Origin of the sequence: Paenibacillus sp. FSL W7-1088, from assembly GCF_037969855.1 — a bacterium.
Taxonomy (GTDB): Bacteria; Bacillota; Bacilli; order Paenibacillales; family Paenibacillaceae; genus Paenibacillus.
The window spans coordinates 1437775-1451053 of the sequence record NZ_CP150216.1; the positions used below are offsets into that span (position 1 = coordinate 1437775).

Annotated in this window: 11 protein-coding genes; 8 read left to right on the forward strand and 3 right to left on the reverse strand. The window is 46.9% G+C overall.

Annotated elements, in window-relative coordinates:
• The first annotated feature begins 29 nt into the window (after positions 1–29).
• On the forward strand, positions 30–545 hold the full coding sequence (locus MKY42_RS06410) for an SRPBCC domain-containing protein (protein WP_090894100.1): 516 nt from the start codon (positions 30–32) through the stop codon (positions 543–545).
• 80 nt (positions 546–625) lie between these two features.
• On the opposite strand, the gene MKY42_RS06415 is transcribed toward MKY42_RS06410, so the two are convergent.
• Positions 626–1543: a winged helix-turn-helix transcriptional regulator gene (locus MKY42_RS06415; RefSeq protein ID WP_090894102.1), complete on the reverse strand. Its 918-nt coding sequence runs from the start codon at positions 1541–1543 to the stop codon at positions 626–628.
• 354 nt (positions 1544–1897) lie between these two features.
• Between MKY42_RS06415 and MKY42_RS06420 the strand changes: the two genes are divergently transcribed.
• The 7 genes from MKY42_RS06420 to MKY42_RS06450 all read left to right on the forward strand — a co-directional run bounded on the left by MKY42_RS06420 (position 1898) and on the right by MKY42_RS06450 (position 10434).
• Positions 1898–2857, forward strand: a complete 960-nt coding sequence (locus MKY42_RS06420; RefSeq protein WP_177185777.1) for a glycoside hydrolase family 43 protein — start codon at positions 1898–1900, stop codon at positions 2855–2857.
• Positions 2858–2990: 133 nt separating this feature from the next.
• On the forward strand, positions 2991–4331 hold the full coding sequence (locus MKY42_RS06425; RefSeq protein ID WP_339849776.1) for a sugar ABC transporter substrate-binding protein: 1341 nt from the start codon (positions 2991–2993) through the stop codon (positions 4329–4331).
• 248 nt (positions 4332–4579) lie between these two features.
• The gene (locus MKY42_RS06430) at positions 4580–5470 is read left to right on the forward strand and encodes a sugar ABC transporter permease (RefSeq protein WP_062324023.1); all 891 of its coding nucleotides are present in this window, start codon (positions 4580–4582) and stop codon (positions 5468–5470) included.
• Between the two features lie 26 nt (positions 5471–5496).
• A complete protein-coding gene (locus MKY42_RS06435; RefSeq protein WP_090894108.1) occupies positions 5497–6339 on the forward strand; it encodes a carbohydrate ABC transporter permease in 843 nt (280 codons plus the stop codon).
• A 56-nt stretch (positions 6340–6395) separates the two neighbouring features.
• Positions 6396–7817: an arabinan endo-1,5-alpha-L-arabinosidase gene (locus MKY42_RS06440; RefSeq protein WP_339852755.1), complete on the forward strand. Its 1422-nt coding sequence runs from the start codon at positions 6396–6398 to the stop codon at positions 7815–7817.
• 595 nt (positions 7818–8412) lie between these two features.
• Positions 8413–9393 (forward strand): family 43 glycosylhydrolase, encoded by a 981-nt coding sequence (locus MKY42_RS06445; protein ID WP_179265588.1) that lies wholly within the window; start codon positions 8413–8415, stop codon positions 9391–9393.
• A gap of 192 nt (positions 9394–9585) precedes the next feature.
• A complete protein-coding gene (locus MKY42_RS06450; protein ID WP_090894113.1) occupies positions 9586–10434 on the forward strand; it encodes an EcsC family protein in 849 nt (282 codons plus the stop codon).
• 546 nt (positions 10435–10980) lie between these two features.
• Here the strand turns inward: MKY42_RS06450 and MKY42_RS06455 are convergent.
• Both MKY42_RS06455 and queF read right to left on the reverse strand, forming a co-directional pair.
• The gene (locus MKY42_RS06455) at positions 10981–12249 is read right to left on the reverse strand and encodes an MFS transporter (protein WP_339852758.1); all 1269 of its coding nucleotides are present in this window, start codon (positions 12247–12249) and stop codon (positions 10981–10983) included.
• A gap of 441 nt (positions 12250–12690) precedes the next feature.
• Positions 12691–13182, reverse strand: a complete 492-nt coding sequence (gene queF, locus MKY42_RS06460; protein WP_063564570.1) for a preQ(1) synthase — start codon at positions 13180–13182, stop codon at positions 12691–12693.
• Positions 13183–13279 lie beyond the last annotated feature (97 nt).

Consider the following 13279-nt stretch of genomic DNA (forward strand, 5'->3'; position numbering starts at 1 on the left):
TATTCGCTAACTCATAAGGAGGAATGACAATGTTAAACAACGGAATGGCGTCGAGTGTGGAAAATGAAAAGGTACTTGTACTTGAGCGTGTATTTGACGCACCTCGTGAGCTTGTGTTCAGCATGTTCAAGGAAGCGGAACATCTTCAGCACTGGTGGGGACCGAGAGGTTGGGCCATTCCTGTCTGTAATGTGGATTTTCGACCAGGCGGTGTTTGGCATTACTGCATGAAATGTGAGGATAAGAACCAGGGAGATTTTTACGGTATGGAATCTTGGGGAAAAGGTGTGTATAAGGAAATTGTTGAGCCGGAACGGATTGTTTATATCGATTATTTCTCGGACGCCGAAGGCAACACAGATGAGAACCTGCCGACAACCGAAGTAACCATGCTATTCATTGATCTTGGGGGCAAGACAAAGATCGTTAATCGATCAGAGTATGTATCCGCAGAGGCATTGCAAACCGTCATGGATATGGGGATGTTGCAGGGAATTACGGAAACCTGGGACCGTTTGGCGGAACGTCTGAACGAAGTGAAGTAACAGAAAATGAAAACAGCCGTCCGTTTTTTAACTGGGCGGCTGTTTGTTGATTTTTGAGGTGTAACGCAGTTTATACTCAACTATTCCTCTTGCACATTATAAAGTACACGCGCAAGCAGGTTCTGCCCGTAATTGCCGAAATTTTTGCCAAAGATCGTCAATCCCCGTTTATTCACGGGTTCGTCCGTTACTGCAATCCGAAAGTGGATATCGCTTTTGTAATCAAGGCCAATCTGGTCCAGAGTAACATCGGAGATGCGGCATCCATCAATATAGCTGCCCTCTTGAGTGATGCGGATCAGCTTCAGCATCCCGTATTGATTCAGATGCGGCGGCCACCAGTCTGGATTGAACGTACCCCGGGTATTGCCAAAATCGCCTGGACTCGTCCAACAGCCAATCTCGATGCCGTTGACGTAGAAAAAAATATCCGAAGGGTAATTATCGCAAAAACCTGGCGCTTCTGAACCCAATTCCATGGACAACTGGATTTCGCTGAACGTCTGATTAGGCTTAAGGTAGTTGGGAATACGATACTCCAGATAACCTTCGGCCAGCCAGATCATCTCTGCATCAATACGGAGTGGGTCAGCAAAGTAGCGCGGATCATCGAACTCACCGACGATGCTGTCTCGGGTGGCGAGACCACATGTAGGAGCTGCCTGATAATCGCTATAATGACCTACCTGAATTTCAACCTCGTATCGGTTAAAAATCTCCTGTGAACGCAGGTCCACCATTAGTTTTTCCTCATTGAGATAACAAATCTTCTGAATTCCATGTTTGCCAACCGCAGTGTTGATCTCAATCAGGCCGCTTTCTTCCAATTTCTTAATATGCATTGTAATGGCGCCATTGCTGAGCCCCAGTTTGGTTGCGAGATCATTGAGGTTAAGACTCTGGTTCTTGGCAAGCAACTCAATAATCTGAATCCGGATTTCGGAACTGAGTGCTTTGAAAATATTAACGCCAGACATCAGATCTTTAATATAAATCATAGGTGGTTTTCCTTTCCACGTTCTGAACAAAGCCCTTCTGAGTTCCAGGCTTCTGTACATTTATATGGTTTGTTTTAGATAATTATAAATGATTACCCGATGGAAGGGAAGGGCAGAGAAAAGGAAGCCAAATCCCGTGTATACATAGCATAAATGAGCGTAATATTCATAAAATGTTGAATATTTACTTTAAAAAATAACTTGAATCATTTCATATATATTTGAAATATACCATTGAAATGTGATGTAACCGCTTTTATAATCCTAGTATACCTAAATTGATTTAATACTTCATGAACCAAATTAACTATTTGATCAGGAGAGGTGGGATTCGATTTGGAAAAGTTCAAAGGAATGACAAGATTCAGGAAGAAGCGTTGGGCATTGCCTGCACTACTTGTACTTGTTTTGCTATTGGCGGGTCAGTCCCGGGCATTCGCGGCATTTTGGAATCTGAGCGGAGATATTGCCGTCCACGATCCATCCATCATCAAAGAAGGAAACTCATGGTATACCTTCTCAACAGGTCCTGGCATTCAGGTACTGAAATCGGATAACGGGTCATCATGGTATCGGGTTCCACAGATTTTCCTGAGTAAGCCATCCTGGTGGGCCTCTGCCGTTCCGGGACAGAGCGGTCTGGATGTATGGGCACCTGACGTTGAGCAGTACAACGGAAAAGTGTGGCTGTATTATTCCATCTCTACCTTTGGCTCCAACAGATCTGCGATCGGGCTTGCGTCTGCAACCAGCATTGGAGCAGGTCAGTGGAAGGATGAGGGATTAGTGCTTCAAACCACAACCGCCAACAATTATAACGCTATTGATCCGAATCTGGTCATCGATGCTTCAGGCAACCCGTGGCTAGCTTTCGGTTCTTTCTGGAGCGGTCTGAAGATTGTGAAACTCGACAAAAACACAATGAAACCGACCGGAAGCATATCCTCCATTGCGGCGCGTCCGAATAATGGTGGTGCCATTGAAGCTCCAAGTATTGTGTATCGGAATGGCTATTATTACTTGTTTGCCTCGATTGATTCTTGCTGCCAGGGCGTAAATAGCACGTACAAAATGGTCTATGGACGTTCAACGAGTATTACAGGTCCTTATGTGGACAAAAACGGTATGAGCATGTTGAATGGCGGCGGAACGATATTGGACTCGGGGAACGTCAAGTGGAAGGGACCCGGTGGTCAGGATGTGTATAACGGTAATGTGATTGCGCGCCACGCCTATGATGCTGATGATAATGGCAATCCAAAATTGCTAATCAACGACTTGCTATGGGATTCCAGCGGATGGCCAACATACTAATTTATTTTAAATAAATATAAAATGTTTTAATAAAGTATTGACTAAAGTGATCTGGGTTTGATAAATTTAACAACAGAAATCTTATTTCCAGCTACTTGAATACGGTTACAAATCCAGATCAGGAGGGGTTCAGATGGTAAAGAAAAAGAGTTTGGTTACGATAATGCTTCTTATGCTTGTAAGCGCAATCGTGTTTGCAGGCTGCGGTGGCAGCAGCGGTTCAAGCGGGGACAAGGAACTGACGTTTATGTTCCGGGGCGGAACAGATGAACAGAAGGCATATCAAGCCGTTGTTAAGAAATTCGAAGAAGAGCATCCAGGTGTCAAAGTCAAAATTATCGTAACAGCTGCGGATCAGTACGCAACCAAATTGAGAGCTGCTATTACAGGCAACAGCTTGCCAGACGTATTCTATTTTAACCCTGGCGATGTGAAAGCCTATGTGAACAGCAATGTGTTGATGAATCTGACACCTTACGTTGAAAATAATGCGGATGTAGATCTCGATAACATCTGGAAATATGGTGTGGATCTGTATCGCTATGATGGCAAAATGGCAGGTCAGGGCGATCTCTACGGCATGCCGAAAGATCTGGGTCCGTTTGCACTCGGTTATAACAAAACTTTATTTGAAAAAGAAGGCATTCCATTCCCTGACAAGGACAAGCCATATACATGGGATGAGTTCATTAAGGTAAATCAGCAAGCGACCAAGGATACGAATGGAGACGGCAAACCGGACGTATTTGGTACAGGCTTTAACGTACAGTGGGCCTTGCAAGCTTTTGTATGGAGCAATGGCGCCGACTGGCTGGATGAAACGAAAACAAAAGTGACCATTGATGATCCGAAATTCGCGGAAGCACTGCAATTCTTTGCGGACATGCAAAACAAATACAAAATCACGCCTTCCATTGAGGAAGCGCAAACATTGGATACGTACCAACGCTGGATGAAAGGGGAAATGGCTTTCTTCCCTGTAGCTCCATGGGATATGAGTACATTCGAGAAACTGCCTTTCGAGTATGACCTGCTGCCTTTCCCTGCGGGCTCTACCGGAAAATCCGCAACGTGGATCGGTTCACTCGGTATCGGTGTATCGGCCAAAACGAAATATCCAGAAGAAGCTGCAGCATTGGTTAATTACCTCACAGCTTCCAAAGAAGGCATGCAGCAGTTGGTGGATGCCAAAGTACAGATCCCGAATTTGCTCGATATGGCTGACGAATGGGCTAAGGATACATCTACAAAACCAGCCAACAAACAGGAATTCATTGATATCGTAGAAGATTATGGCCGTTCTCTTCCAGGGAACTACACGTACAACGCAGAATGGTATGACCTGTTCTTCACCGACATTCAACCGGTTCTGGATGGCAAGATTACAGCCGCAGAATATGTGAAGCAGCAGCAGCCCAAAATGCAAAAGCTGTTAGACAAAGCGGTAGAACAAGAGAAGAAATCTCAGAAATAAAACATTTAGCAACATGCTGAAATCATGTGAATGAAATAAGAATGAAGTTAGGTTCAGAGAGAAGCAGCCTAAGCCAAATGGATAGAGTAGTAGATTCCGTTTTTCAAAAAAAGGCGGTGCCAGCAGCCTGCTATCACGCTGCTGGCATCATTTTGGATTCCATACGGGTATGTTGCATGAATTGATCAAGCAAGCAGGCGTGTATCGATTCATGCAACATGCTGATATTAGAAACAGGGGTGAGCGCAGTGATTACAAAATCTAGTTTGTATCGCAAAGAGAGGCTGTACGGATATTTGTTTATTTTGCCTCCGGTTCTTGGTTTGCTGATCTTTGTCCTGTTCCCTTTCCTATATTCCTTGTACGGTTCGTTTACGGATTGGGATGGCTTGGGACAGATGAACTTTATTGGTTTAGCCAATTTTAAGGATTTGCTCACGGATGATCTGTTTTACAAAGCGATGTTCAACACCTTTTATCTGATGCTGGGTATCCCGATTGGTTTGTTGCTTGCATTGCTGCTGGCGATGGGTCTGAATCGTAAAATTCCCGGCACAACGACGTTCCGTGTAATCTATTATATTCCGGTTATTTCTTCCCTCGCAGCGGTGTCCATCATGTGGAACTGGGCGTACAACGGGGATTACGGATTAGTGAACCAATTCCTGGATCTGTTCGGTATTGAAGGCCCTAACTGGCTCGCAAACAAAGATACAGTTAAACCGGCCCTGATTATTATGACGGTATGGAAAGGTCTAGGTTATACGATGTTATTGTATCTGGCTGCACTGCAAAGTGTGTCACGTACATATTACGAAGCAGCTGAGCTCGATGGAGCAAACGGGTTCCAGATTTTCCGCAACATCACCTGGCCGATGGTGAAGCCAGTTACCTTTTTCCTCGTTGTTACGAATATCATTGGTGGTTCCCAAATCTTCACCGAAATGAACATTATGACGCCTACCGGCGGTCCTGAATATTCATCTGCATCCATCGTCTTCTACATCTGGCAGAAAGCATTTAGCAACCTGCAAATGGGTTATGCCTCTGCGATGGCCATGATTCTTGGTATTTTCATTTTTGTCATTACCTTGGTGCAATTCAAAATGAACGAAAAATCAGCCTATGATGGGGATTAATGGTCTAGGAAAGGAGTGAACCGGAGATGTCTTACAGTCAAAAGAGGAAACTAACGAACTCTATCATTTTTATCGTGTTGGCACTTGGTGCTATTGCGATGATTGCACCACTGATCTGGATGTTGTCCACTTCCGTGAAGGAGAAGCAGGATGTGTTCGCACTTCCGCCTGTGTGGATACCTGAAGTGTTCCAATTCGGAAAGTATAAGGAAATCTGGGAAGCAGGTCCGCTACTCAGCGGGATCAAAAACAGCTTGATCGTGGCGATCAGTGTTACCGTTGTCGGGACGTTTACGTCGAGTATCGCTGCCTTTGCTTTTGCCAAATTAAGATTTCCGCATAAAAATAAATTGTTTCTAGCATTGCTCGCATCGATGATGATTCCGTATCCGACAGTCATGATTCCGCAGTTCATCATGTTCTCGAAGCTGGGCTGGGTGGACACACTGCTGCCGCTTATCGTTCCAGGATTATTTGGTAACGTCGTCATGATCTTCTTCCTGCGTCAATATCTGCTTAGTGTGCCTGATGCCATTATTGAAGCAGCGAAAATTGATGGCAGCTCTTATTTCCGACTGTACTCCAGCATTACGTTCCCGCTCATTAAACCGGCGATTGCCGCTCAGCTGATTCTCTGGTTCATGGGCATCTGGAACGATTATCTGGCACCGATTATTTATCTGAATTCACCTGAAAAACAGACCTTGCAGCTCGTTATTGCGAACTTTAATGCCACGTATGCGATCCAGACGGATTATCCGCTCATTATGGCAGCATCCATTGTTGCGCTGCTGCCGGTATTGATCATCTTCCTGATCTTCCAGAAACAGATTATTGAATCGGTAGCGATCTCTGGAGTGAAAGGATGAATCAGCGGAGAACATTCCGCGGGTGGACGAATTCAGGAAAAGGAGTTGTTGCTTCCATGCTGCTGCTGCTGTTGGTCGGAGTTACAGGCTGTTCTGGAGATGGCGCAGGGGAATCGGTGTCCACGCCGGTCTTTCCTGAGGCTCCCCAAGATACTCAATTGTATGACACCTCCATTCTGGATGATGAATCCCGTTGGACTGTGAACAATGCGCATGATCCAGCCATTATCAAAACAGATCAGGGATACTACGTCTATTCCACAGACGTCCGTGTCGCAGGGGAAGCGAAACCCGGCGTCATGGTACGCAAATCGGATGATCTGATTAACTGGTCATGGGTAGGTCAGGCTTTGCCAGGCATTCCGAAGGAAGCCCTAGATTGGACTGGAGCGGTAAATCTGTGGGCACCGGATGTGATTCAGGTTGGCGACACCTACCGGATGTATTATTCGGCTTCGACCTTTGGCAGTACGCGTTCGGCTATTGGTTTGCAAACATCCTCGTCCCCGGAGGGTCCTTGGACAGATGAAGGGTTGGTTGTTAAAACATCCGAGAATGAAAAGGATAAGTTAAATGCCATTGATGCCAATCCGGTATTGGATGCCGAAGGCAATTCATGGATGGTCTACGGTTCCTTTTTCGATGGGATATACATTGCACCTCTGGATCCGGAAACTGGAAAGTTCAAGGAAGAGGGGTATGGTACTCGCATTGCCGCCCGTGATCGTGCTACAGAAGAAGGTGCGGTGGAGGGTCCATATATTGTGTATAACCCGGAGTTCAAAAAGTATTATCTATTCGTCTCATATGATTCCTTATTCGAAGATTATAACGTGCGTGTAGCCCGCGCTGATTCCATTACAGGTCCCTACACGGACGTAAATGGCATGAACATGCTGGATACGGAGCATCTGCCTCAATATGAAGTAGGAACCAAAATTCTGGGTGGCTATCGCTTCACCGAAGGTGAAGGCTGGGTTGCACCAGGACATAACTCGGTCCTTAAGGATGGCGACGATTATTATATCGTGCATCATGCGAGAGGTGAGACGGATAAAAACTGGCCGTATCTGCATGTACGTAAAATGCTGTGGACCAAGGACGGCTGGCCTGTGGTGTCACCAGAACGTTATGCAGGTGAATACGCACAGGACATACCGAAGTCGATGATCGCCGGGGAGTGGGAAGGACTGGCTGTTGACCCGTCGGTGGACGGACAGGTGCAGGCGGTGCCTTACACCTTGCAAGCCAATGGCCAATTGAAAAGCGAAAACGGTTCAGGCAAATGGACGTTTGACGGCAAACAAACACTGACGCTGGAGTGGAAAGAAAGCCCGTGGGGCGGAGCTTCCACAGAGGAGCTCAAGCTGCTCCCATCCTGGGACTGGGAGCGAAGCCAGCCAGCGCTCGTGGTTACTGGTCTGAACGATCGCGGCATTGCCGTCTGGGGCAAACAGATCAGCGCAGCGAAGAAGTAAAGAGCCTTAGATATGGCTCGAACTAGGGCGGAGTCGACCGAGCGCGGTTAGAGCGAGGCTGTTGCTTTTGAGGTGCACCAGCAGTGAAGGGGGAGGAAGGAGCCGAAGGAGCGACTTTGGCATCCGATTTCAACCGCCAAGAGCGGTGGGAAAAAGAAATCGGAGGACAAGAGAGCGACAAGGCCCTGCCACCCCCGGAGCGCCCGCGGTGTACCAAGAGCTGGCTGAGAAAATACGGCCAGCGATGCACTTAGTGGGGAGAGTCGACCAAGCGTTGTAGTCGACCCCATAGATACAGAGCCACACCGACGGCTCGGAGTTTGGATTTGGTTCAGCGAGCGCGGTTAGAGCGAGGCTGTTGCTTTTGAGGTGCACCAGTAGTGAAGGGGGAGGAAGGAGCCGAAGGAGCGACTTTGGCATCCGATTTCAATCGCCAAGAGCGGTGGGAAAAAGAAATCGGAGGACAAGAGAGCGACAAGGCCCTGCCACCCCCGAAGCGCCCGCGGTGCACCAGCAATAGGTTTTATGTCTACCGCACAAGGTTACAAATCTTAACTCCGAGCCATACACACACATTTGAAAGGGGAGCATTCCCATGACTGATTCCATTACATTTACCAATCCCATTCTGGAGCAGCGTGCTGATCCGTGGGTGTACCGTCACACAGATGGCTACTACTATTTCTCTGCTTCCGTGCCAGCCTTTGACCGGATTGAGATTCGGCGTGCACAAACCTTGGAAGAGTTGCGAGATGCTGAGCCGGTAACGGCTTGGCACAAACATGAGACAGGACCGATGAGTGCTAACATTTGGGCACCTGAGATTCATTTTATCGATGGAAAATGGTATATACATTACGCTGCAGCCCATACCAGCGAAACCAATGAGGGCCTTTTCGACCACCGCATGTATGTGCTGGAGAACGACTCGCCCAACCCGCTCGAAGGCGCGTGGGTAGAGAAGGGACAGATTCGGACGCGTTGGGAGACATTTGCCTTGGATGCAACAACGTTTGAACACAAAGGGATCCGTTATTTGGTCTGGGCGCAAAAGGACCCGGACATTCCGGGCAACTCCAACCTGTACATTTCCGAAATGGAAAATCCATGGACGCTGCGTGGGGAGCAGGTCATGATTTCTACGCCGGAATATGATTGGGAGATCATCGGCTTCAAGGTAAATGAAGGGGCAGCAGTGCTGCATCGCAATGGGCGGATCTTCATTGGTTACTCGGCGAGTGCGACCGACTATAATTATTGTATGGGGTTGCTCACTGCGGATGAAGACACCGATTTGCTTGATCCAGCGAGCTGGGTGAAATCGCCTAAGCCGGTATTCCAAACGTGTGAAGAGAATGGTCAATATGGTCCGGGTCACAACAGCTTTACGGTATCACCGGACGGCAAGACGGATATTCTCATCTATCACGCACGAAATTACAAGGACATCGAGGGAGACCCTCTCTACGATCCGAATCGTCACGCCCGCGCGCAGGTCATTCACTGGAACGAAGATGGCACGCCTCACTTTGGAGTCCCTGTTCCGGATGGGAAGGCTGCAGCTAAAGCAAAATAAGAATTGAGGTTTTGGATCAAAAGAGCCCTTTATTTAGCGAATGACGCTGATTAAGGGTTCTTATTTATGCAAACATTGTGTATGAAGGCATGAGGATGAATACCATAAACTTACATAGAAGCAACCATCCCTCTGACCAAAGCGTATGAGGAGTATACAATTTACTATACACATAACATTAGGAGGCCATATATGGATTCGCGTGAGACATTGGACCGGGAGCTGGAACAGATTTTAAAATGGGAAAAAGGGCAGAAGGACTTGTTTATTTGGGACAAAATTGGACGTTTGCCATTTGCCATGCTGGATAAAGTGATGCCCAAAGCGCTGAAACAGAAGATTGGCGACTCGCTGAACGAAGTCGGCCAGTATGTGCAGAATGGCGGGAAATTTCTCGTTCAGAAAAAGAAGGTGGCTGAGCTGCTCCGAGAGGAAGCGATCCAATCCGGTTATTCCATGAAGGCCGATACCTCTTACGATGAACAGGATGGAGAGTCAAAGGATACGACGAAAATTCACAGCGTGGAAGGCTTACCGCTTGAAGTGCTGGATCGCACTGCCGATAGCATTACGGATAGTCGGACGAGGTTTGCTGCTGCACAAGGGGCTGCAACAGGTATCGGGGGCATTGTAACGATTGCGGCGGATATTCCGATGGTGATGGGGCTTTCCCTGAAGGTGCTGCAGGAGATGGCGTTATGCTATGGATATGATCCCGACGAACCTCAAGAGCGCATATTTATCGTCAAATGTCTGCAATTCTCTTCGGCAGATATTGTGGGCAAGAAAGCGATTATTGATGAACTCGCCGATTACGATAATCCGGATAAGCAGGTTGAGGTTATCTCTCAAATGCAGGGCTGGCGGGAGGTTTTTAATTCCTACAGTGAATCGTTTGGATGGAAAAAGCTGTTCCAGCTCATTCCGATTGCGGGTATGGTATTCGGTTCGGTGAGTAACAAAAATACGATTCGTGATGTTGCCGAAGCCGGAAAAATGTTATATAAAAAGCGCCTGATTCTTCAGCGCCTTTCGCAATGATGTCTTTTCACAAAAATGGCTATGTGACCACAGCCTCTCGGTTCTGATTCTGAGGCTAACGAATCGAGGGCACCCTATTATGGTCTATAGAAGGATGCGCTGATTCTAAGGAATATCACCATCGCTATTTGCATGATAATCATACTAAATGATGCGAAAACACACAAAACATGAGGAATAAGGCGTCTACGATTCGTTACATTGGCGGATTGTCAGAAAAGATGCTAATAATGTGCGCTGGATTCGTTATACACATGTGATCCTACTGTTTTCCAAAATTTCTCGCAGGCTCAGTTGCTGCCGCTCTTGTTGGCTGACCACCCTTGTCATGAAGTAGGGCACCGCGTGGTGGAAGCTTCACACGGTTGACGCTAACGCTGACAAAACAAAAACGGGATGAAGCCTAAAGGTAAAGGCTTCATCCCGTTTGCACATGCAAGCGTAAATTCAAGGTTAGTTAACCATCTGACGTTACTTTTCGCTAAACATTCGTAACAGTGTTCTTTGGTTTCATTGTGCATTGAAGTTTATGTTGTATAGGATTTGTTATTCTTCACTACCATTCTCTTCCGCCCAACGGTTCAGCAACTTATCCGATGGAAGCAGGAAGGTGAAGATTCCGATCAGTGGCAGGAAGCTGCACATTTGCATGACTGGAGATACGCCGAACACGTCGATCCAGTTCCCCAGCACGAGAGCGCCCAGACCGCCCATACCAAATGCCAGGCCAGTAATCAGGCCGGAGACGGTTCCGATTTTGCCCGGAATCAGCATTTGTGCATACACAACGGTCACCGAGAAGCTGGACAACATGATGAATCCAATAATACTCAACAATACGGCTGTCCAGAACAGATTGGCGTAAGGCAGCAGAAGCGCCAGTGGAGCGGCTCCAGCCATTGACAGAAAGATCATGTTGCGTTTACCGAAGCGATCCGCCAGTGGACCACCGAAGAACGTACCAAGAGCCCCAGCCGCCAGGAACAAGAAGATATAGATCTGTGCGTCCTCTGTGGACAAGTTGAATGTATCCTTCAGGTTAAACGCATAGAAGCTTCCGATTGAAGCGACATACCACGAACGGACAAAGACGAGCAGAATCAAAATGGTTATGGCAGCAGCAATCTTTTTACGTAATGCCGGATTGGGTGCACGACGGGCTGCAGCCTGTCTACGCAAATACCCTCCCGATTGCAGCATGCGTCCATACCAGCGAGCGATATAGATTTGCACCGCGATCCCCGCAGCAGCTATGCCCGTGAATCCGATGGCGCCGAACAATCCAAACGGAATGAAAATCCATCTGGTGAGCAATGGAGCCAGAGATTGACCGGCGTTACCTCCCACCTGGAAGATTGACTGAGCGAGACCCCGACGAGGCCCTGCGGCCATATGGGATACCCGTGAACCCTCTGGATGGAAAGCCGCCGAACCGAGCCCAACAAAGATGACAGAGATCAGGACAGCCATATAACTGTCGGCGAAGGCTAGCAATAGCATACCGGTAAACGTAAAGCCCATACCGATGGGTAGAATGGATGGTGTCGGTTTTCTATCAGCAAACCAGCCTACAACAGGCTGCATGATGGAAGCAGTAAAGTTAATAGCAAACGAAATCCATCCGATCTGCGTATACGTGAGATGCATGGAGTCTTTCAGAATTGGAAAAATAGCTGGAATGACAGATTGGATGGAATCGTTGAACAAATGAACCAGACTGATGGCAATTAAGATCCGATAAACGGTACCTTGAGCATCCAATCCGGGTGGAGCTTTCGAACGCGCAGCGGCGTCTTTGGATAATGAATTTTGCATGGACATGAACAGTTCTCCTTTGGTCGCGGTCACGAGGGATCAGCGCCTGATGATGTGATGTGCCTAAGCATATTGTTACATAATAGGACAGATTTGATAGGTCGACAAGGGGAACAGGTGAAATTAACGTTCTCTTTATAATGTAAACTATTGATATACTTTAAAAAATCTACTATTAAGGTCTGCTAAATCAGAAATGATAAAGGACTGATCAATATGAAATCGCTATCACCATATGTTTTTGCTAAACGCAATTTGGCTATGACCATTCTATTTATGGCAGTCATGACTTTTTTGACTATATATGTTGCATCGACGTCTCTGTACTTTGCTATCGGATTTTTTGTAAAAAAAAGCCGAATTTCTTCAGATAGAAGAGTTCGGCTTTTGTGTGTTCTATGAATTTATTGTGTACAAAACATAATTGATGTATCTACCCAATTAACGATTATCAATCGTCTCTGGATACATATCATGATTCATCATGCGGTGCTCAGCCATTTGCTCATACTTCGTACCCGGTTTGCCGTAGTTGGTGTACGGATCGATGGAAATGCCGCCGCGCGGCGTGAATTTACCCCACACTTCAATGAAGCGTGGGTCCATCAGTTTGATCAGGTCGTTCATGATGATGTTTACGCAATCCTCGTGGAAATCGCCATGGTTGCGGAAGCTGAACAGGTACAGCTTAAGTGACTTGCTCTCTACCATTTTTACATCAGGGATGTAGCTGATATAGATCGTTGCAAAGTCCGGCTGACCCGTGATCGGGCACAGGCTGGTGAACTCCGGGCAGTTGAATTTGACAAAATAATCCCGGTAGGGGTGTTTGTTATCAAAATTCTCCAGAATTCCCGGATCATATTCAAACGTATATTTTACGCCCTGGTTACCCAGCAGCGTTAAATCTTGCATTTCATCAGGTTGTCTCATGGATTCGTAAACGCTCCTTATTTCCGGCAACGCACGAAGCTTACCGGTATATATGATAGGCTATCTTAGCCTCTGGTTGTTTCCCAAATTACATCAT